Origin of the sequence: Gottfriedia acidiceleris (assembly GCF_002128425.1) — a bacterium.
GTDB lineage: Bacteria > Bacillota > Bacilli > Bacillales > Bacillaceae_G > Gottfriedia > Gottfriedia acidiceleris.
The window spans coordinates 99,699-121,786 of the sequence record NZ_NESS01000009.1 but is presented as its reverse complement, the minus strand read 5'-3'; the positions used below and the strand labels follow the sequence as shown (position 1 = coordinate 121,786).

At 31.2% G+C, this 22,088-nt stretch carries 23 protein-coding genes; 5 read left to right on the top strand and 18 right to left on the bottom strand.

Going from position 1 to position 22,088, the window contains the following annotated elements; translation table 11 throughout:
- Positions 1 to 78: 78 nt before the first annotated feature.
- The 4 genes from ptsP to glcT form a co-directional block, all read right to left on the bottom strand.
- A complete protein-coding gene (ptsP, locus tag B6K90_RS16745; protein WP_088013901.1) occupies positions 79 to 1,788 on the bottom strand; it encodes a phosphoenolpyruvate--protein phosphotransferase in 1,710 nt (569 codons plus the stop codon).
- Complete coding sequence (locus B6K90_RS16740; protein WP_025568635.1) at positions 1,788 to 2,051, bottom strand: phosphocarrier protein HPr; 264 nt, start codon at positions 2,049 to 2,051, stop codon at positions 1,788 to 1,790. The genes ptsP and B6K90_RS16740 overlap by 1 nt, the downstream gene beginning before the upstream one ends.
- Before the next feature lie 142 nt (positions 2,052 to 2,193).
- A complete protein-coding gene (ptsG, locus tag B6K90_RS16735) occupies positions 2,194 to 4,245 on the bottom strand; it encodes a glucose-specific PTS transporter subunit IIBC (protein WP_088013900.1) in 2,052 nt (683 codons plus the stop codon).
- 287 nt (positions 4,246 to 4,532) lie between these two features.
- Positions 4,533 to 5,381, bottom strand: coding sequence for a glucose PTS transporter transcription antiterminator GlcT (glcT, locus tag B6K90_RS16730; RefSeq protein WP_088013941.1), 849 nt, complete (start codon positions 5,379 to 5,381; stop codon positions 4,533 to 4,535).
- Positions 5,382 to 5,561: 180 nt separating this feature from the next.
- Between glcT and B6K90_RS16725 the strand changes: the two genes are divergently transcribed.
- Positions 5,562 to 6,344, top strand: a complete 783-nt coding sequence (locus B6K90_RS16725) for a Cof-type HAD-IIB family hydrolase (protein ID WP_088013899.1) — start codon at positions 5,562 to 5,564, stop codon at positions 6,342 to 6,344.
- Positions 6,345 to 6,429: 85 nt separating this feature from the next.
- Here B6K90_RS16725 and B6K90_RS16720 read toward each other — a convergent pair whose 3' ends face one another.
- From B6K90_RS16720 to B6K90_RS16695, 6 genes are all read right to left on the bottom strand, one after another.
- A complete protein-coding gene (locus B6K90_RS16720) occupies positions 6,430 to 7,167 on the bottom strand; it encodes a GntR family transcriptional regulator (protein WP_114341753.1) in 738 nt (245 codons plus the stop codon).
- A complete protein-coding gene (gene nagB, locus B6K90_RS16715) occupies positions 7,167 to 7,877 on the bottom strand; it encodes a glucosamine-6-phosphate deaminase (RefSeq protein WP_139840747.1) in 711 nt (236 codons plus the stop codon). The genes B6K90_RS16720 and nagB overlap by 1 nt, the downstream gene beginning before the upstream one ends.
- Positions 7,874 to 9,010 carry an N-acetylglucosamine-6-phosphate deacetylase gene (gene nagA, locus B6K90_RS16710; protein ID WP_088013898.1) on the bottom strand — a complete coding sequence of 379 codons (1,137 nt, stop codon included), beginning with the start codon at positions 9,008 to 9,010 and terminating at the stop codon, positions 7,874 to 7,876. The genes nagB and nagA overlap by 4 nt, the downstream gene beginning before the upstream one ends.
- Before the next feature lie 249 nt (positions 9,011 to 9,259).
- Positions 9,260 to 10,147: a ComEC/Rec2 family competence protein gene (locus tag B6K90_RS16705; protein WP_088013897.1), complete on the bottom strand. Its 888-nt coding sequence runs from the start codon at positions 10,145 to 10,147 to the stop codon at positions 9,260 to 9,262.
- A 181-nt stretch (positions 10,148 to 10,328) separates the two neighbouring features.
- Entirely contained in the window at positions 10,329 to 11,150 is an 822-nt protein-coding gene (locus B6K90_RS16700) for an HAD family hydrolase (RefSeq protein ID WP_088013896.1), read from the bottom strand.
- Between the two features lie 10 nt (positions 11,151 to 11,160).
- Positions 11,161 to 11,889 carry a hypothetical protein gene (locus B6K90_RS16695; RefSeq protein ID WP_088013895.1) on the bottom strand — a complete coding sequence of 243 codons (729 nt, stop codon included), beginning with the start codon at positions 11,887 to 11,889 and terminating at the stop codon, positions 11,161 to 11,163.
- 297 nt (positions 11,890 to 12,186) lie between these two features.
- Here B6K90_RS16695 and deoD point away from each other — a divergent pair, with 297 nt between their 5' ends.
- Positions 12,187 to 12,891: a purine-nucleoside phosphorylase gene (deoD, locus tag B6K90_RS16690; protein ID WP_088013894.1), complete on the top strand. Its 705-nt coding sequence runs from the start codon at positions 12,187 to 12,189 to the stop codon at positions 12,889 to 12,891.
- Positions 12,892 to 13,110: 219 nt separating this feature from the next.
- The gene (locus tag B6K90_RS16685; RefSeq protein ID WP_088013893.1) at positions 13,111 to 13,524 is read left to right on the top strand and encodes a disulfide oxidoreductase; all 414 of its coding nucleotides are present in this window, start codon (positions 13,111 to 13,113) and stop codon (positions 13,522 to 13,524) included.
- Here the strand turns inward: B6K90_RS16685 and B6K90_RS16680 are convergent.
- Positions 13,521 to 14,369 carry a DUF72 domain-containing protein gene (locus tag B6K90_RS16680; protein WP_088013892.1) on the bottom strand — a complete coding sequence of 283 codons (849 nt, stop codon included), beginning with the start codon at positions 14,367 to 14,369 and terminating at the stop codon, positions 13,521 to 13,523. The genes B6K90_RS16685 and B6K90_RS16680 overlap by 4 nt on opposite strands.
- Positions 14,370 to 14,495: 126 nt before the next feature.
- Between B6K90_RS16680 and B6K90_RS16675 the strand changes: the two genes are divergently transcribed.
- Positions 14,496 to 15,719 (top strand): two-component system sensor histidine kinase NtrB, encoded by a 1,224-nt coding sequence (locus B6K90_RS16675; protein ID WP_088013891.1) that lies wholly within the window; start codon positions 14,496 to 14,498, stop codon positions 15,717 to 15,719.
- A gap of 103 nt (positions 15,720 to 15,822) precedes the next feature.
- Here the strand turns inward: B6K90_RS16675 and B6K90_RS16670 are convergent, their stop codons facing one another.
- From B6K90_RS16670 to B6K90_RS16645, 6 genes are all read right to left on the bottom strand, one after another.
- Complete coding sequence (locus tag B6K90_RS16670; protein WP_088013890.1) at positions 15,823 to 16,791, bottom strand: quinone oxidoreductase family protein; 969 nt, start codon at positions 16,789 to 16,791, stop codon at positions 15,823 to 15,825.
- 18 nt (positions 16,792 to 16,809) lie between these two features.
- Positions 16,810 to 17,778 carry a class 1b ribonucleoside-diphosphate reductase subunit beta gene (nrdF, locus tag B6K90_RS16665; protein ID WP_088013889.1) on the bottom strand — a complete coding sequence of 323 codons (969 nt, stop codon included), beginning with the start codon at positions 17,776 to 17,778 and terminating at the stop codon, positions 16,810 to 16,812.
- 158 nt (positions 17,779 to 17,936) lie between these two features.
- Positions 17,937 to 20,021 carry a class 1b ribonucleoside-diphosphate reductase subunit alpha gene (gene nrdE, locus B6K90_RS16660; RefSeq protein ID WP_088013888.1) on the bottom strand — a complete coding sequence of 695 codons (2,085 nt, stop codon included), beginning with the start codon at positions 20,019 to 20,021 and terminating at the stop codon, positions 17,937 to 17,939.
- Positions 20,008 to 20,367 (bottom strand): class Ib ribonucleoside-diphosphate reductase assembly flavoprotein NrdI, encoded by a 360-nt coding sequence (gene nrdI, locus B6K90_RS16655; RefSeq protein WP_069035506.1) that lies wholly within the window; start codon positions 20,365 to 20,367, stop codon positions 20,008 to 20,010. Before nrdI ends, nrdE begins: the two co-directional genes overlap by 14 nt.
- Positions 20,368 to 20,726: 359 nt before the next feature.
- Entirely contained in the window at positions 20,727 to 20,921 is a 195-nt protein-coding gene (locus B6K90_RS16650; protein WP_088013887.1) for a hypothetical protein, read from the bottom strand.
- Between the two features lie 92 nt (positions 20,922 to 21,013).
- Positions 21,014 to 21,322, bottom strand: coding sequence for a spore germination protein GerW family protein (locus B6K90_RS16645; protein ID WP_088013886.1), 309 nt, complete (start codon positions 21,320 to 21,322; stop codon positions 21,014 to 21,016).
- A 175-nt stretch (positions 21,323 to 21,497) separates the two neighbouring features.
- Between B6K90_RS16645 and B6K90_RS16640 the strand changes: the two genes are divergently transcribed.
- Positions 21,498 to 21,683: a YkvS family protein gene (locus B6K90_RS16640; RefSeq protein ID WP_088013885.1), complete on the top strand. Its 186-nt coding sequence runs from the start codon at positions 21,498 to 21,500 to the stop codon at positions 21,681 to 21,683.
- Positions 21,684 to 21,896: 213 nt separating this feature from the next.
- Here B6K90_RS16640 and B6K90_RS24230 read toward each other — a convergent pair whose 3' ends face one another.
- Positions 21,897 to 22,007: a DUF6254 family protein gene (locus B6K90_RS24230; protein ID WP_220270703.1), complete on the bottom strand. Its 111-nt coding sequence runs from the start codon at positions 22,005 to 22,007 to the stop codon at positions 21,897 to 21,899.
- Positions 22,008 to 22,088: the final 81 nt, after the last annotated feature.

Here is a 22,088-nt window from a genome sequence, read left to right as displayed (position 1 = left end):
TTCGATTCAGTTTATCATTAGTCTTTATACATACAATAATCTTAAAAATAAAACAACAGGTTTCCCTGTTGTTTTAAATTAGATGCTATTTACTAAGTTAACAACCTCTTCAGCTGTAGACATAGATAATGCTTTTTCAGCTAAAATCTCCATATCCGCTTTAGAAAGTTTAGCCATTTGACTACGAGCAGGCAGGATTGAAGTAGCACTCATAGAGAATTCATGTAAGCCTAATCCAACAAGTAATGGAATAGCTAATGCATCTCCAGCCATCTCTCCACACATTCCAGCCCATTTACCTTCTTTGTTTGCCGCGTCGATAACCATTTTAACTAATCTTAAAATAGATGGATTATAAGGTTGGTATAAATAAGAAACTTGTTCATTCATTCGGTCTGCAGCCATTGTGTATTGGATTAAATCGTTTGTCCCGATACTAAAGAAATCAACTTCCTTAGCGAATACATCTGCTAAAACAGCAGAAGCAGGGATTTCTACCATCATACCAATTTCAATATTGTCCGATACTTGAACATTTTCTTTTACTAACTGTTCTTTTTCTTCTAATAAAACAGCCTTTGCAGCTCTGAACTCATCTAAAGTTGCAATCATAGGGAACATAATTTTTAAGTTACCATATACACTAGCACGAAGTAATGCACGTAACTGTGTACGGAATATTTCCTTCTGATCTAAACATAAACGAATCGCTCTGTAACCTAAGAATGGGTTCATTTCTTTTGGTAAGTGTAAATAAGATAATTCTTTATCTCCACCGATATCTAGTGTTCTTACTACTACCGGTTTATCACCCATACTTTCAAGAACTGATTTGTATGATTCAAACTGCTCTTCTTCTGATGGGAAGTTATCGCGTCCCATATATAGGAACTCAGTACGGTAAAGGCCAACACCTTCACCACCATTATTGATAACACCCTCTACATCATTAGGTGTACCAATGTTAGCTACTAACTCAACATGATGACCATCTTTCGTTACAGTTGGCTCATTTTTCAGTTTAGCCCATTCAACTTTTTGAAGCTCGAATTTTTCTTTTTTAGCTTTATACTCTTCTAATTCTTCGTTCGAAGGATCTACTATTACATGACCATCTAATCCATCAACAATGACCATTACGCCATTTTCGATTTTACTTGTTACTTCTTTTGTCCCTACAACAGCAGGAATTTCAAGAGAACGCGCCATAATAGCTGAGTGAGATGTACGACCACCAATATCAGTTGTAAAACCTAATGCATATTTACGGTTTAATTGCGCTGTATCAGATGGTGTTAAATCTTCTGCAATAATAATTACTTCTTCAGTAATATTAGCAGGGTTAGAAATCGTAACGCCTAAAAGATGCGCCATTACACGTTTCGTAACATCGCGGATATCTGCAGCACGTTCCTTCATATATTCATTATCCATACTTTCAAACATTTGAACGAACATTGAAGCAACTTCATTCATAGCAAAATCAGCGTTGACACTTTCAGACTTAATTTTATCTTTAACTGGGTTAACTAGCTCTGGATCATTTAAAACTAAGATGTGCGCAGAAAAGATTGCTGCTTTATCTTCTCCAAGTTCAGCATTTGCGTGATCACGAATTTTTTCTAATTCAGTGTTAGAAACTTGAATCGCACTGTCAAGTTTAGCAATTTCAGCATCAATATCTGAAATTTGTTTTTTAACAATGTTTAATTCAGGATTTTCTAAGCGAAATGCTTTTGCAATTGCAATTCCACTAGAAGCGGCAATACCTTTAATATGTAAAGACATTATTCGCCTAAACCTTCTTTTTTCATTGTATCATCGATTGCAGCGATAGCTTGTTCTGCATCTTCACCGTTAGCGCTAATTTTGATCTCAGTTCCTTGTTGAATACCTAAAGACATTACACCCATGATTGATTTTAAATTAACTGTTTTACCATTATACTCAAGATTGATATCAGAATTAAATTTACCTGCTACATTTACTAATAATGTTGCTGGACGAGCGTGGATTCCAGAATCAGCTGTTACTTTAAAAGTTTTTTCCATAATAATTTATCTCCTTTGTGATTAAATCTACATTTTTGGTATAGACGTTTGGCCTACTATAAATATTCTATTAAAAGGGGTGCATAGTGTCAACTATACTACCCCTTTTAAAATCAAACATTTTTCGTCTATTTAATTAGATTTATTTAATCTTAATGATGCCTACTTCACCTTTTGATTGCTTACCTGGTTTTTCAATTACAACTTGTTGTCCTTCAGCTAAGTTTGTAAATACAACCGGTGTAATTGTAGAAGGTGCATTTTCACGAATAAAGTGTAAATCAATTTTAACTAATTGTTGACCTTTTGTTACTTTCTCACCTTGTGATACCAGTACTTCAAAGCCTTCACCATTTAGTTTTACAGTATCAATACCAATATGGATTAAAATTTCTTTTCCACCATTTGATAAAATACCAATCGCATGTTTTGTTGGGAATACATTTACGATTTCGCCATCTACCGGAGATACAACTGTACCTTCTGAAGGAATAATCGCAAATCCATCACCCATCATTTTTCCAGAAAATACCTGATCTGGTACTTCTGTAATTGGGATTATTTCCCCTTCAATTGGATTAATAATCGCTTCTTCAATAGTAGTATCTACTGCTGAAGCTGTTTCTTTATGTGCTTCTTTACTAACAACTGGTGTTTTTCCAGTCATAATGTCTTTAATTTGTGATTTTAATGTATCTGATTTAGGTCCAAAAATGGCTTGAATATTATTTCCAACTTCAAGAACTCCAGCAGCACCTAATGATTTTAAACGATCCTTATTTACTTCATCTTTTGAATTTACTTGTACTCGTAATCGTGTGATACATGCATCTAATGAAGAAATATTACTTTTTCCACCTAATGCTTGTAAAATTTCATATGGTAGTTCATTAGCTGGCGTATTACTTGTAGTATCTTCAGCGATTGTATCTTCACGACCTGGAGTTTTTAAATCCCATTTTCTAATTGCAAATCGGAAACCGAAGTAGTAAATGACTGCTAATACTAAACCGACGATGATTACCCACCACCAACCAGTTCTATTCGGTAAAACACCGAATAATAAGAAGTCGATTAGACCACCTGAGAAAGTCATACCAATTTTTACATTTAATAATTGCATTACCATAAATGATAAACCAGCAAAGATTGCGTGAATTCCAAATAATACTGGTGCAACAAATAAGAATGAGAACTCAATTGGTTCTGTAATACCTGTTAAGAAAGAAGTTAATGCTGCTGATGCTAAAATACCACCAGCGATTTTTTTGTTTTCAGGTTTAGCTTCATGATACATAGCTAGTGCAGCAGCAGGTAGACCAAACATCATGAATGGGAATTTACCTACCATGAATGTACCAGCAGTTAATTTTACTCCGTCTTTTAATTGAGCGAAGAAGATTTTTTGATCTCCGTGTACAACCATACCTGTTTTATCAGTATAAGAACCAAACTCAAACCAGAATGGAGCATAGAAAATATGATGTAAACCAAATGGGATTAATGAACGTTCAATAACACCAAAAACGAATGCTGATAACGTTAAATTCGCATCGATCATATTATGTGAGAATGCGTTTAAGCCATGTTGGATTGGTGGCCAAATGAAACACATTAATATTCCAAGTACTACTGAGAATGCTGCTGTAGCAATTGGAACAAATCGTTTACCTGCGAAGAAACCTAAATAAGAAGGTAAATCAATTTCAAAGTATTTGTTATAAGCCCATGCAGCTACTAAACCAACGATAATCCCGCCAAATACACCTGTTTGAAGTGTAGGGATACCTAATACAAACGCATAGGATGGATCATCAAATTTAGCAATATTTAAAGCTTTATCTAAAACGACAAAATGTCCAATATCCTTGAACACGCTCATTGTTTTATTCATGATCAGGAATCCAACGATTGCTGCTAAACCTGCAACACCTTCTCCTCCTGCCAAACCAACGGCAACACCTACTGCAAATAATAATGACAGATTACCGAAAATGATGTCACCAGATTGTTCCATAACTTTTGCAACTAGTTGGAACCAGTGTGCGTCAAGAAATGGTAAGTACTTTAATGTTTGTGGATTTTGAAATGCATTACCGAATGCAAGTAACAATCCAGCAGCTGGTAAAATTGCAACGGGAAGCATAAGTGCTTTACCAACTTTTTGTAAAACTCCAAAGATTTTCTTAAACATTATAATCCTCCTTTTATCCAAACAAAAAAGGCATGAGCAGAAAAAATGAGATTATTGAATCCTGGATATAGTTTCCCCTACCCAAGTATAATAATTCACATTTTTTCAACTCATGCCTGATCGAATCAGTAACACGTTTAATGTGTACAATATTCATTATGTTTTTTATGATTTCGCTTTCATTATATCTATAGAATTTAAAAATTTCAAGCCAAATTACCTATTTTTTAAAATATTTATTTTCTATGCTTAAAAGAACCAAATTTCCCATTAGGTTAATTGAATTATTAATTAATTTTACTTTGAACAAGCCGTTCTAAGTGTAAGGTTAAGTATATTACTTCGGCTTCGCTTGCTTTTTTATTTAATGAAGCTTGGATTGACTTTAAAATTTTCCATGCTAAGTCATAGCATACTGGATATTCTTTTTTTAAGATTATGCCCAAAGCTGGTGACTCTTCAGATGAATTACCATGAAATATACGGTCAATTAAAAATCGCAAATGACGAACTAATCTTGAATAATGAATACTTTCTTTATCAATTTCAATTTGTAAATATTCTTCTATATAGATTACTAAATCTTTAATGATTTGAGAGAACTTATTTACATCCGATACAACTTCCATCGATAAATTACTAACGATATGAAGAGTTACAAACCCCACTTCTTCGATCGGTAAATTTATATCTATTTCTTTATTTATCAAATCAATAACTTCTTGTGCAATTTTAAAATACTCTGGATACATTGCTTTCGTTTCTTGTAAGAACGGATTATCAACATTATAGCCTTCTCTAATACGTTTGATCGCAAATATTAAGTGGTCTGTTAACCCAATATGAATTTGCTCATTTAAAGTACATCCCGTTCTTTCAGAAATTAAATAAATCGCCTGCTGAAGCGTACCCATTAATTTTTCATCCATAAAGTTGATTAATGATTTATATTGTTTTTGTTTTTGTTCATCTTTTAAGATAAACATTTTTTCTACTACACCTTCGGAAATTAAATCTCCTCTAGTTTTATTAAAACCGATGCCTTTACCTAGCAAAACTACTTCGGTATGATCGGGATTTTTCGCTATTAAAACATTATTATTAAGAACTTTTTTGATTGTGTAACATACTGACATCTCTGACATTTTTTTTATCACCCCCAAGTTTAAAAAATCGCTTTTATATCATAACATAATTTTTCTGAAAAAGTTAAAACCCAGTTTAAGTTTCATAAATTAATCATATTTTTTTCATAATCTATTATAGTAGGATAAAATATAAAAGTATAAATATAAATTGAGTAGGTGTTAAGAAAAATGATTAAGTTATTTGTTAGTGACCTGGATGGGACGATGTTTCATCAAGGTCAACTATTTGAACATGATGTAGAAGCTTTAAAAACCCTTTTAGATCGTGGTGTTTTATTATGTTTTGCTTCCGGGCGTTTAGATTATGAAATCGTAAAAATTATGGAAAGCTTAGAAGGTAATTTTCACCGTATTAGTATGAATGGAACTTATATTTATTCAAATGATGGCGAAGCATTGTTAGATGCAACATTCCATCCAAGTGTAATCGATAAAGTTTATGAAATGATTTCACACGATAAATTTTTAATCTATGTAGCTGATAATTCAACATACTATATAGAAGAAAAAACTGATTTAGTAAAAGAAATTGAAAAGAACTCTAGCATGAATGCAGTTGAACTAAAAACGCTAAAAACCGATTTAGGTAAATCGATTACACCAAAAAAATATGTAGTTTTAGGTGAAGACGAGGACTTACTTGAACTACAAAAAGAATTACAAGAAGAACTACCTGAATTTGTAACATCTTTTATTTCTGCTAAAAATTGCTTAGATATCGTTCCAGTTAACGTAAGTAAAGGTTCAGCAATTCAAATACTAATTGATAAATTAGGAATAAAACCCGATGAAATTGCTTGTATCGGTGATGCATACAATGATATCTCAATGTTTGAACTAACTCCTAATAGCTTTGCGATGGAAAATGCTGACGATGAAGTTAAAAAATATGCTTCGTATATCGTTCCTTCAGTAGCCGAAGCAGTTAAAATCGTTTTACAAATTAAGTAAGAGGAAAGGGTGCTACTAGGAGCACCCTTTTTCTATTGAAATATAATGTATGGGAGTCATTTTTACAGCGCGAAAAAGAGTCTTTTTAACGGTCAATATCAATTGTAAAACGATAGCGATCAGCCCGGTAAATACAACTTACATATTCTAGTGGTATTCCCTCATTAATAAACGTTACTTGATGTAATTCTAATGCAGGAGAATTCTCCGCTACTTCAAGAATTAATGAGTCTTTTTCTGTCATTAAAGATGCTTTAATCCATTTTGTAGCTTTTTTAATTGAATAACCTAATGAAACTTCAAAATATTCATATAAGGAATGATTCAATACTTTTTCATCAATTCGATTTACTAAGTTTTTAGGTAGATATGTTGTTTCGATTGCAATGGGATGATCATTTGCTAAACGAAGTCTTTCAATTTTAAAAATTTCAGATCCACTTTCAATTGATAATACTTCTGCTAAATATTCATCAGCTTCGATCGTTGAAAATCCAAGAAGTTTATTAGTAGGAGTCAATCCTATAGATGTAATATCTTCAGAAAAACTCCTTAATGATTTTAGTGATTCTTCAACTTCAATCCCATCTTTTACGGATACAAACGTACCAATTCCACGTTTCCGACTTATTAATGATTCCTTAACAAGATTGTTTAATGCTTGTCTAATTGTCATCCTGCTTACATTTAACATCTCACTCAATGTTTGCTCAGAGGGAATACGCTCACCTGGTTTCCATTCTCCTGAGTTAATTTTAAGCTTTAAAATCTCTTGTATTTGAAAATAAATCGGTAACGGTGAATTTTTATCTAGTTTTAACATTATTTATTACTAAGTGAGTATGCTTCTTCATCAACAACAATCGTTACATTGTTGTGGTTTTGAAGTGCAGTAGCAGGACAGTTAATATCTAATTTTCCATTTAACATTTCCTTAACTGCTTCAGCCTTTTTGATGCCTGAAGCTACTAAAATGATCTCTTTCGCTCTCATAATTGAACCAATTCCCATAGTTACTGCATGCGTAGGTACATCCTCTTCGTTCTCAAAATAAATTTTATTTGCGTTACGAGTTGATTCAGTAAGCTCTACAATATGAGTAGGTGTATCAAATGGTGTACCAGGCTCATTAAATGCAATATGACCATTTTCACCTATACCTAAAAGTTGTAAATCTACAGGATGCTTTTGTAGTAATTCTTCATAATTTTTACAAGCTTCTTCTAAATTTTTTGTATTTCCATTTGGTAAATGGTTTTCTTTAAAATTTAAGTGGTTAAAAAGCTGTTCTGCCATATAAGTGTGGTAGCTTGTTTGATCATCTTCAGCAAGTCCAACATATTCATCAAGATTTACAGTAATGACATTTGACACATCTGGTTTATGAATACGGAAAAGTTCATAAATACCTAGTGGAGACCCACCTGTAGCTAATCCTAATGTGAATTCCGCTTTCCCTTCAAATGCATTTACCATTTTTTCATATGCTACTTTTGAAATTTCTTCTGCATTTTTTACTACGATTACGTTCATAAAGTCACCTCATTCATATTTTTACCCTGTCTAGTTGTATCGATAACGAAGAAATCAGGAGTCATTTGCACAAAATCAGCGTCTTTACCTGGTTCTAATACGCCCTTATGTTTAAGACCAAACTCTTCAGCTTGGTTTATTGATGTCATTTGTACTGCCTCTTCAGGACTACAGCCAGTAAATGCCATAATGTTTCTGAATGCATCATCCATTTTCAGAATACTGCCCGCAAGCGTTCCGTCTTCTAATCTTGCACTTTTATTTTTTACAAATACAGGTTGTCCACCTAATTCATATTTGCCGTCCTCTAACCCTTTTGCTCTCATCGCATCAGTAATTACACTTATTTTTTTAGCACCTTTTAGGCGATAAGCAAGCTTTACCATATCAGGATGAATATGAATCCCATCAGGTATCACTTCTACCATTACTCGGTCATCAAGTAATACATGGCCAACTGTTCCTGCTTCACGATGATGCATTGGTCGCATTTGGTTGTACAAATGTGTAGCGTGGAAAATATTTCTACCTTCAAAATCTGATCTGATCGCATCAGAGTGACCAACAGTGCCAACTACATTAGTCCGCTCTAGCTCTGCTTCTAACTCTTTTGCACTTTCAACCTCTGGCGCATAAGTAACTAATTTGATTAATCCACCAGAAGCTTCTTGCCATTCCTTAAATAGTTCAACGTCAGGGTTAATAATGTATTCTAATGGTTGTGCTCCAGCTTTATTTTTATTAACAAACGGTCCTTCTAAATGAATATATTCAAAATGTGCACCGAGTTTTTTAGCCTCGTTTAAAGATTTTAAAGCATTTTTAATATTTTCTTTCGATTGTGTCATTGTAGTCGGGAAGAAGGTTGTAACTCCTTCCTTCATCATTTCTTTACCCATAGTTACCATTGAGTTTGGATCAGCATCCATTGCATCAACATCATATGCACCGTGTATATGAATATCAATCATTCCAGGAATAATAACTGTTCCTTTTCCATCAATTATTTCTTCACCATCATTTTCGTAACCATTCATATGACCAATAGAAGAAATTTTTTCATCGTATCGAATATAACCATTTTCAATTACTTCTGTACCTGTGTAAATTTTTACATTAATAATTGATTTCATTTTCTCTCCTCTTTCCTTTGCTTAAGAAGTCTTCGCCAATGTCCCAATATAGAAAGTAGTGTTTACTTAATCATCATTCACATTCATTTATATAAGTACCTTGATTTCTTCATAACTATTTTATGATATATACTCCTAGTTGTCTATACTACTTATAAGTAATTAACAAAAACATCACAAATTTGGATATGCTTTAAATCCCTATTCATCATAATTCACATAAAAAATAGAAGTATTGGTTTTTGTCCTTCATGGATCTACCAATACTTCTTCTTTTTCGATATATAATTTATGACCATTTGTTGATAATTCGATATCTCCGAACTGGTCTGTTGTATATTGCTTAATTCCAAGATGATTTAACCGCTTCATTACTGAACGATGTGGATGACCAAATAAGTTAAATTTATCATATGAAAGGATTGCGACTGTAGGATTTACAGCAAATAAAAACGCTTCTGAAGTTGATGTCGATGATCCATGATGCGGAATTTTTAGTACTTGAGCATTGATATCCTCATTTTTAATTAATCTTTGTTCGGCTTTTCTTTCAATATCACCAGTTAATAATATTGAAATGTCATCATATTTAACCTTCAACACGATTGAACTATTATTATTCGTATACGATTTTTTCCCGCTATTTAAAACAGTGATGTCTACATTAGGGTCAAGCATTATTTTTTCATTTAACTTTGCAATACTAATTGGAATATTCTTTTGATATGCTTCTTTCTTATATAAGTAATAAGAGTGTGAATTATATTTTTTCCCACTATCCAGGATTTTTGTTATCTTAACACTATTCATTACTTTTAATAACCCACCAATATGATCAATATCTGGATGTGTACTGACTAATAAATCAATCTCATTTATATGTAGTCGTCTAAGTTTTTTTATAACGACTCCACCATGTTCAACATCTCCTCCGTCAATCAGTACTGTCTTACCATTTGGTAAAATCATAACCATGCTATCTCCTTGACCTACATCAAAAAAATAAATTAATAATGGGTGAGTAATATAGCCGTAATTTGTAGTTCTTGCTTCACTATTTATGTTATTACTAAAAAAAGCAGTAAAAAAAATAAAGATAGAAAATATGAGAGAGTATCGTTTTCGATTTTTGTTCATTCACACTTCCTCCTAACATTATTTTCTCATAGCCATTTCAAAAGTATGTATGATGCCCATAAAAATAAGTTGGAAATTGAGTATACTTCAAATTGGATTTGTAATTCAAATCAATGTTAAAAATTTGCCAACTGCACAATAAAAAAACTGTAAGCAATTTTTCGCTTACAGTCTTTTTTAGTTATTCAAATACTTCCTCTAGTTTTTTTACAACTAACAAGGAGTCACTAACTTGTATGGTCGTTTGATTTGTAATATAAACTCCGTGCATACCTAATTTTAAAGCAGGAGAAATTTCATTAATGAAATTATCACCGATTGACACAATTTCATGTGGCATAACATTGAACTTATTCATGATATTTTTAAAATGGTTTTCAGTTTCTAATGGCTTCTTACCATCCGTAATTTCTAGATGAAATAAATCATTTAAATTAAGTAACTTCAATAATCTAGTTACATCTTCTCGATCAGAGTTCGTTAACAATACTAATTTTTTTGAATCCTTAACCTTTTCTAAAGCCTCTTTTAATCCTCTTATATAAGGAATATTAAACTCTTTTGTTGCCATATACTCTTTTGTTTTATCATAACAGTGATATACGTCTCTTGCACCGTAGTGATAACTTGCTACTAAAGGAATCCACCAACCATCACCTACTGGGATATATGGTAATTCATAATTAATTTTTTCAAGATATTTCTCTGGAAGTTCGTCTTTAGAAAGTAGTTGCCCTTCCCAAGTAAATACTTGTATTGGCTGCAATGTAATTGGATCTAACGATATGATTAAATCATTTTCTGAGTCATAAATTTTTCCAATTGTTAATGCATGGTCATAATCTTTTATTTTTTTATAATCCTTTAAAAAAGAATCACGCTTTTCTGAACTTATTTCATTAGCTAGTAATTTAGCATAGTAATCGTAGTGCTCAGTACCATCATACAAAGTACCATCTAAATCAAAAACTAATACTTTTGAAATCATTAATAAATTATGCATTTCTTACTCCTTAGCTGTCTTTGTCTTTTACGTCTAAAATAAAATCAAATGATTTATGATCGTCATTTAATTTAAATTCATAAAATATTTTATACATTCCTGCTTCAGGTAAATCAAGCTCATAGTTTACTTTTGAATAATTATTAGGATTACTAATTAGCTTAAAATATGTTCCTTCTTCATTCATAATATAAAATTGCTGATCTGTAAATTTGGAACGTTTTTTAAATTGATCAAAATCAAATGTAATTTTACTCTTAGTTTTTGGAAGAATTGAAGTATATAGTAGAGAAACTCTATAATCATCAGTCTTTTTCGTTAAAATTGCTGTCGGAAATACTTCTTCTTTTTTGTCCTTTTGTTTTTGGAATATCTTTGTATCAAGCGTTTGATTATTTAAAAATATACTAACATAATAAGGAATGTCTTTCTTAAAAGAATACTTAAATGTAAATTGATTATTTCCATTATATACTGGTTCAATGACTTTATAAGATTTTAATTGATCTGTCGTAATAAATATTCTGATTTTTTCGCGTTGTAACACATTCAAAGCTCTAGAGGATACGGTTACTTCTTGTGAATTTTTTTTAGTCGTAAGATTCCATTTTACCTTTTGAACTTTTAGGTGGCTAACCTGACTACTACTTGATAATATACTATGATTAACTAGGCGATTGCTAATTAATAGAATAATTAATATAGCTATACATAGAGCTGCAATAAAACGAAATTTCATAGATCATTCTCCCTTAACTAGTTAAAATTAATAATTTTTAGTTATTTCAAGAAAGCTGAAATTCTAATTGTAAACTCTTTCATTATTTTATCACCTGTGCAATAATTAAAATTCGCCATAAATTATCTGTATTGGTTAATTTTGTCTATGAGTATTTCTATATTTAATATGTACTACGTCCATCTTACTTTTTCCTTTAAGTTGCTTACAAATAAGAATGTTTTTTATTTAAATGTAGAAACTAATATACTGATAATTGATGGGCTATATACACACAGTTTTAAGGAGGAACATTAAATGAGTATACATATTGGTGCCGAACAAGGTGCAATTGCTGATAAAATTTTATTACCTGGTGATCCATTAAGAGCTAAATATATCGCGGAAACATTTTTAGAGGATGTTGTCTGTTATAATGATGTACGTGGAATGCTTGGATTTACTGGTACATATAAAGGCCAAAGAATTTCCGTTCAAGGTACTGGAATGGGAGTACCTTCAATTGGTATTTATGTAAATGAACTGATTAATAGTTATGGTGTAAAAACTTTGATTCGCGTTGGTACATGTGGTGGACTTCAAAAGGATGTAAAAATTCGTGATGTCATTATTGCGATGACGACTTGTACAGATTCAAATATGAATCGTCAAACATTCCCTGGTTTCGATTATTCTCCATGTGCTAGCTTTGATTTATTAAAGAAAGCGTATGATGGTGCAGTGAATAAAGGGTTAAATGTTAAAGTAGGAAATATTTTAACTTCAGATCTTTTCTATCGAGATAGTATGGACATGTATGAAAAATTAGCTAATTACGGTGTTCTTGCTGTAGAAATGGAAACTACTGCATTATACACAATCGCAGCAAAACATAACGTAGACGCACTTACTGTTTTAACTGTAAGTGATCATATCTTCACTGGTGAAGAAACATCTGCACAAGAAAGACAAACTACTTTTAATGACATGATTGTCATCGCTCTAGATGCAGCAATCGCTTAATATAGCTAAAAAAACCTGGGATTATGATCTCAGGTTTTTTTTAGCTTTTAAAATATTCTTTATATCAAAATCAAAAAGCCCAAAATATTGCCAGGCTCTTTAAAAAAACTAAAATTTAAATTTATTAAATATTAGTGACCAAACGTCGTTTTTATACCACTTTACATCCAATCAAAGGTACAATAACAATATCGAAAATCAAATTAAGGATGGTAAGGAATGAAGAAACAGCAATCAATTTTATTTTTCACCTGGATTGTAAGTATTATTGCAACACTAGGTAGTTTATCATTTTCAGTAATTAATCATTGGACACCTTGTTCATTATGCTGGTATCAGCGAATTTTTATGTACCCAATCGTTTTTATAATAGGAATCGCTTTTTATAAAAATAAAATAAAAGATGTTATTTATGTTTTACCTTTATCATTAATAGGTATGTGTATTTCGATCTATCATATTTTAATTCAAAAAGTTCCTGCACTTAAGGAAACAGCAACACAGTGTGGTCCGGTCCCTTGTACTGGAGATTATTTAAATTGGTTTGGATTCATTACAATTCCAATGCTGGCATTTGTTGCATTCCTACTTATTAATATTTGCTGCATAACTCTTTTACGAAAATCAAATTAAAATAATTCAAGCTGCTCGGTAGAAGATGGCCCAAATTCTATACCTAGCAGCTTCATTAATTGTTTAGCATTATCCGCTGCATCTCCACCAGAGTTATTATTAAACAGTATACAAATTTCTTTTGTGTTTTTAGATAACTGTTCAATTCGTTCTACCCATTCGTATAATTCTTCTTCATTATATCGGTATAAATAACGTACCTCACGCCAATTATCTTGTCCATTATGATTCCATCCATATATATTTCTACCGTGGAAACGGATTAAAGTTAAATTTGGATTCGTAGGATGTAATACGATTGGTATGCTTCCATTACCTGCTTGTGGCTCATCACAAATTGAATGAATCCATCCTTCATCCTCCATAAACTTCAACGTTTGCTCATAAAACCTAGGATAAAACCATGACTGATTACGAAATTCTAAAATTGTAGGAAGACCTTTAAGTTTACTTTTCAAAGTTCTTAATAATTCAACATTTTCTTTTTTACAATTAAACCATGGTGGAAACTGAAATAATATACCTTTTAATTTATTCGCTTCAATTAAAGGCTGGATTGATTCCAAAAATGGCGTTAACAGTAAAATTTGTTCCTCTTTAGAATAGTTTTGCCTTGAATGGCCGGTGATTCCGCCATACGCTTTAACGATAAATGAAAAGTCAGCTGTTGTTTCATTTACCCATTTTTGATAGTTTGATTGTGGCATAATACTATAATAGGAAGAATCAATTTCTACAATTGGAAAATGCATACAATATTGTCTCAATTTTTTTGAAGAGTGAATCCGATCTGGGTATAGACTATCATGATCGCCCCACCCAGTAACTCCAATTTTTATTTCCATACTTCTCTCCCATTAGTTCTTTCTTTACTAATTAATTATTTCTAATTTTCATTAAAATAAACGAATTAGTTTGATATAATGTCTACAGTATAATCTTATTTTAGTAGAAATTGGAGTATAGTGTAAATGATTAACGAGACAGTACAAGAATTAAAAAATAAAATAACCGAGCTTGAAGAAAAAGTAAAATCGTATGAAACAATTTTAAATACAATAACTTCCGGATCTATATTTTCAAATGAAACTCGTGAATTATCAAATTCGAATCATTTAACTAGAAATACAAGTTTATGTAATTCAAATAATGAAACACTTCCATTACATACTAAATTCTCTATCTTTTTATCTAATAGTCGAAGAACTTTACAATCCATCTACGATGCTTTACCGCATCACATAGTATTTATCGATAAATATGGGATCATTACGCTATATAACCAACAAGTTGCGATTGATTTTAGAATTACTAAATACGAATTAATTGGACGGCATATTAGAAATTTATTAAAAATAGACGATAAAGACATTTGTTTACTACAAACACTTTATTCAGGTGAAGAATTTTATAATAAGGAAATTTTAAATATTAACTATGGCATTATCAATACCCGTATCATTCGTGATATTAATGGAGAAATTTCGAGAGTAATTGGTGTTTTTCATAATTTAAACGAGGCAAGGGATTCTGAAAAGCTAGCAATGTCAGGTAGAATTGCTGCAGGTATAGCACATGAAGTTCGCAATCCACTTACAACTGTTAGAGGTTATTTACAATTCTTGCAAGAAGAAGCTCCACCTCAATATAAGCAATTGTTTAATGATTTATTGATACCAGAATTAGATAGAGCAAATGGAATTATTACTGACTTTTTATCTATTACAAAGAATGCGAACTATAAACCAGAGCCTATTAATATTAATGAATTTTTATCGAATCACATAAAACAACTATTATTTAGCGAGACTGTTTTAAATAATGTTACTATTGAATACTACCTATCTGAGGAATTAACAGGAGCACATATTTTCTTTGATAAAAACCAACTTGTACAAGTTATTTTAAATTTATTTCATAATGCATTGGATGCTAAAAAAGAAGGTCTGCTTACAATTATCATTGCAACTTATATTGATAAGGATTTTATTTATATTGCATTAAAAGATGATGGATCAGGAATTCCACCTTCAGATTTACCATATATTTTTGATCCATTCTTCTCAACTAAAGATGACGGTACTGGACTAGGTTTATCTTTAACAAAAAAACTAATCCAAAATCATAACGGTACTATATGCGTAATGAGTGATAATAATGGAACTACTTTTACAATTACATTACCAATTAAATAGTTTACAGACTGCCCGCCAAGCGCTTTCAATCAGTCTAAAAATCAATTTTTTAATATTTTGTCTACAAACAAAGACCAAAACATCAAAGTTTTGGTCTTTGTTATTAAACAGATAATATGATTTTTCCAGTTGATTTTCTACTTTCTAATAGATCATGAGCAAGCTTACCATCTTTTAAAGGAAACACAGTAGGTTGTTGTACGATTAATTGTTTAGTTGCGATCCAATTAAATAGCTCATTACTTCTAAGTAGTCTCTCTTCTTTTGAAATTAGAACATTCCACAAGTCTCCACCAGTTAGTGTTTTTGAAGTATCCATTAACATTCTTGGATCAATATGTACTGGATCCCCTCCAGCCATTCCATAAAATACAACTGTACCGTGGACTTTTGTTGCTTCAAAGCTATCCATTATTGTAGATCCTACTGATTCATATACAACATCTACACCATTTTTTTCTTTTGTAAACTCTTTTATTTGTGAAACCCAATTATCAGTATATAAAAATACTTCTTTCGCACCGATTGATAAAGCTTTTTCCCTTTTTTCTTGTGATGAGGTTAATCCGATTACCTCTCCACCTTTTAAAAGAATCATTTGAGTCAATAATTGACCAACACCACCTGCTACTGCATGAACAAGTGCAACATCACCTGCTTTTATTTTATAACTATCATTAATTAAATAATGTGCAGTTAACCCTTGTAGCATAATAGAAGCAGCAATTTCAAAATTAATTTCATCTGGAATTGGTACAATATGAGATTCCTTTGCAGCAACATACTCTGCATTCGAAAAAGGAACATCTGCAAACGCTACGCGATCTCCTACTTTATAGTCCGTTACATCAGAACCTACTTCGGTAATAATTCCAGAGCCTTCATACCCTAAAATATACGGAGGATCACCTGCTAAATGATAATTTCCTTTACGACGATAAATATCTGCAAAATTAACTCCTACAGCCTTCATTTCAACTAATACTTCATCGTTTGAAATTTTAGGTGTTGCTATTTCTTCGTATTTCAATACGTCTGATTGACCAAATTCTCTAAAAACAAGTGCTTTCATTTACATACTTCCTTACATTTAAAATTCAAAGACAAAATCCTCATCTGTTAATTTTTCCACTGTAACTGCTTTTACATACCCATTACCTTTAACAGAGAAGAAATCATGATTTTTTGTATCCGTTTTTAAACCATTTAAAACAATCGGATTAATATCTTCTTCATCAAAATAATAATCAAAACCTAAGTTCATTAACGCTTTGTTTGCATTATATCGAATAAACTTATTAACTTCATCTACTAAACCAATTGAAGAATAAATTTCTTCTGTATATTGTAACTCAATTTCATATAATTGAACTAATAATGACATTGTTTCATTGTAAAGTCGAGTTTTTTGTTCATCTGTAAATTGGTCATAAATTTGTTGCGCTAATATTCCTACAAATACACCGTGAATACTTTCATCACGTAAAATTAGATTAATAATCTCACCACTAGCAGTCATTTTACCTTGACCGGCTAAGTATAACGGGAAGAAAAATCCACTATAAAATAAGTAACTCTCTAAAAATACACTTGCAACCATTGCCATGTATAACTCTTCATCCGAAACATCGCGCTTTAATAAATTTAAATAATAAGAAGAAATTAATTCCGATTTTTTAGTTAAAATTGGATGCTCGTCCACCCATTTAAATAAATCTTCAATTTCATCTTCTGTAGCAAGAGTTGTAAAAATATGCGAATAGCTTTTTGCATGTACTTCTTCCATCGCACCCATGAATGCTAGTACACTTTTTGCTTGTAAATTTTTAAGATGAACTAAGATTAAAGGCATACCTTCTCCGCCTTGCTTAGTATCTAATAAAGTTAGACCACCTAAAACCTTTTTAAATGCTGATTGTTCCTCTTTTGATAATGTATTCCAAGTATTTTTGTCAGATGAAACGACAATTTCTTCTTCAGTCCAAAACTGCGATAGATTTTGCTTCCAAAATACTAAACTAAAATCATCTTCTTTTTTATTCCAGTTAACAGCTTTCATTCATATTTCCCCCTAATCATAAAGAAAGCTCGATGATATAGAACAATAGCATAAAGCATTCTATATTCGAGCTTTTCATTTTAGATCATTAAGTAATTTAATTTAGATTTCAATTTAGACTATTGAACTCTTTATATACTAAAGTCCAATACTACTTTTTATACTGAACAACTAATACATTCTTCTACACTCAATTTACGAGTACGTGTGTAATATAAACTCTTTAATCCTTTTTTATTAGCATAAATATAGTATCTAGCAAGCTCTCGCGTTGAGATATCACTGTTTACATATAGGATTGTACTAATACCTTGATCGACATGTTGCTGAATTTCAGCAATTAAGTCAATTAACTTAAATTGGTTAATATCATAAGCTGATTTATAATACCAGAAACTATTTTTTGATAAATATGGCATCGGATAATAAGTTGTTGAATTTGCGTAAGTTCTAGACTCTATAACATTTACAATCGGCATAACCGATGAAGTAGCATTTTGAATGTAGCTAATCGATTGTGTAGGCGCGATTGCTAGACGATAGCTATTATATAACCCATACGCTTGTACTTGCTTACTTAATGTAACCCAGTCAAATTCATTCGGGATATAGATCCCATTAAATAATTCCTTTACCTTGTCAGTTTTAGGCTCAAATGATTTTGAAGTATACTTTTCAAAATAAGTACCTTTAGCATATTCACTCTTTTGGAAATCCTTAAACGTTTTACCAGTTTCTTTAGCAATTAGCATACTTTTTTCAATTGAATAAAAGTTTACCATCATAAAGAATGTATTCGCAAAATCTTTTGCCTCAGCACTTTCATATGAAATTCCATTTTTCGCTAAAAATCCATGCAAATTCATTGCACCTAGACCAACCGAATGAAGTTCTTCATTTGCCTTTTTCACTGTAGGTGCATTCTCTATTTCCGTCATATCTGTTACAGCTGTTAATGCCTCAATTCCAACATGTACAGATTCTCTGATCTTTTTATTTTCCATTACGTTAACAATGTTTAATGATCCTAAATTACAATTCACATCACGTTTGATCTGATCTTCTTCACCATAGTTATTGATGACTGATGTTTCTTGTAGTTGGAAAATTTCTGTACACAAATTAGACATTTTAATTTCACCAATATCTTTTAATGCATGCTGCTGATTAGCATTACTTTTATACATCAAATATGGATAACCAGATTCTAACTGAATCGCAGCAATTTTTACTAAAAGGTCACGTGCACTTAAATCTAGTTTTTTCTTTTTAACTCGCTCATTATTTAATAATTCTTCATATCTTTCATCTATATCAAAATCATCTAAATGAATTCCATATTCTTTATACACTGTATATGGTGCGAATACGTAGAATGGTTCATTTTTTTCTGCTAGTTCAAAGAATTTATTTGGAACAATTAAACCGATTGATAGTGATTGAATTCTACTCTTCTCATCGGCATTAATTTTTTTTGTATCAAGAAATTCAACTACGTCCCAGTGGAAAATATTTAAATATGATGCACCAGCACCTTTACGTTGTCCAAGCTGGTTAGCATATGAAAACGAATCTTCTAATAGCTTCATAACAGGAACAACACCACTTGCAGCGTTATCAATTTCTTTAATTTGCTCTCCACGAGCTCTAAGTTTTGATAGATTTAATGCAACACCACCGCCGATTTTTGACAGTTGCATTGCTGTATTAATTTGAAATCCTATTGAATTTAAACTATCGTCCATTTCCAGTAAGAAACATGACACCAATTCGCCTCTACGACTTCTACCAGCATTTAAGAAAGTCGGAGTAGCTGGCTGATAGTTTTGTTGAATCATCATTTTTGCTAATTTCAATGCTTTTTCAATATTGCCTCTTCCTAAATATAGTGCAACGATCGCAATTCGATCTTCATATCCTTCTAAATAATGCTTTCCATCATTTGTTTTTAATGCGTAATCTTTAAAGAATTTTGATGCAGCCATATATGATTGAAAAGTGAATCCGGCATTGTATACTAACTCATACAATTTTTCTATTTCATCAAAGGAGTAATCCATCTCAACATTATAATAGTAGTTTTCTTGAATCATATAGTTTAAGCGTTCTTTTAATGAAGAAAACTGAATCTTTTTATCTTCAACTTCTTTTAAGAAACAAAGAAGCGCTTCTTTATCTTTTGCGAGATCAAAAAAACCATCTTTTTTAATCGTCAATTCATTATTCAGCTCAATATGTCTCAAGCTTTTCCACTCCCTCAATAAAATATTGTACATCTCGACTTGTCCCTGACAGTTCAAACTTTGATAACACTGGAACTTGATAGTCTGATGCTATTTTATCTGCACTTGCTGCAAAAGAATCTCCCCAGTTTTTATTACCACTTGCACTAACTGCTTTTAAATACTTTGAATTACTCTTCAAAAAAGTACTTACGTTTTCAGGTACGTTACCAAATCCTGTAGTATAAGTTACGAGAATATACGGTACTTCAATTTTTAGTCCATCTTTTATTTGGATTGACGGCATTCTAACTTTATTGACAAATCGCTTAACATTGCCAGTCATTGAACTGTAAACTATCACCATATTATCACCCTCGTTAATATGTAAGAATATTGAAAATACTTATATTATATACCTACATATTGTATTACCTTTTTAGAACAAACACAATATATAGGTATTGAAATTATAAAATAAACATTTCGACATTATGTCTCGAAATAAAACAATATATGAAATTTAACAAATTATGGAGAAGAGTGCAATAAAGTGTAAAACGATTTTTTTGTCAAATCAGGTCATAACATTTTCACAAAAAAAGTACTCATTAACACCTTGCGAAATAAGAAAAAAAGCTATAAAAACTTTTTTTTTTCGCAAACTTTTAATGAGTACACAATTAAAATAATATTATTTTGACTTTAGATTTAAACAAAAATTAGTTAACTTCTAGCTTCTTCCAAGTAAGTATAGATTACATGGCCTCCATGTTGAGCAATCCCACGAAAGTGTTTAAAGTCCTCTCGATTAACAATTATTTGCCTAAATGTTAAAAAATCATCTTTTGTAACATTAATTTCTGAAATCTCACCTTTAACTAGCCGATCAATCAAATTGATAAATTCATTTTGTTCCATATTATCACCCTTTATTATGTAGATTGATTTTTTGATGGTTACAAGAGATAAACTTCAAACCTAACATTAACAAAGAATGTACTTATTGGAAACTAAATAGTTACATCAAGTATTTTTTCTGTAACAGATAAATTCATATTTTTATTATTTACTAAAATCACTTCACTTTTTCCATCTTTTAAAACTAAGAATGCTTTAGGAATTACTTCTACTCCTGTTCCGATACTCGCAAACTCGTATGATGAATGAGCTTCGCCTAGCGCTAAAATCATTTCAAAAAATGGTACTAAAATAATTTTTTCAAAAAATAAAATCGGATCACCTATTAGAGTATTACTACTAACCAAATTTTTAATTTCATTTGAAATTTCTACTTCAAACTCTTCAAACCATTCTTTCAACAAACTAACCTCCTGAAAGTGCTACAACCATTTTTGCCTTTCAAAAGGTTTTTAAACATAATTTCTTATGAAAAAAGACACAATTGTAAAAAAATTTAAATTTTCTCTTTACCTTTAAACCGTTTTCATGCATTATAGAAGGTGTCAAGTCAAAACTTTGTTAGGAGATATGCTCATGAAAATTGCAGAAGCAGGAAATATCATTGAGTTTAAACAGGGGTTGAAAGGTAGAGTACAAAAAGTTAATAAAAATTCTGTCATTGTTGACATATCCATAATGGAAAACTTCAGAGATTTAGAAATGGAACCGCTAACAGTCGTAAACCATAAAAATTATAAAATAGTAATAACAGCAGAATAGTTTAAAAATAGTAGATTCAGCTTATATTCAAATTTTAAAAGGTCCGAACTACATATATTTCAATTCTATTAAAATTTCATTAGAATTCTTTACCAAATCAGTCTCAGGTCCCGTGTATATCACGGGACTTTTTTTTATGATTACAAATGAAAATGTGATAAGTGGAATACATAGTAAAATCTAGTACCAATTACTCTTTAGTAAAGGAGATGTCTATTTTGTTTCTTTGTCCAATTCTTTAAACGATTTTACTTTATCGTGTGGCTGTTGGTTCGACTTTCTTTCATTCCAAAATCGTTCCTTTTCTTTTTTTGATTTTGTCATTTTCATCACTCCTAAAATTAATCAATTTCTTGTCATCTTATCATTTCACAAATAATGAAAATCTATGTTAATTATTTTTAG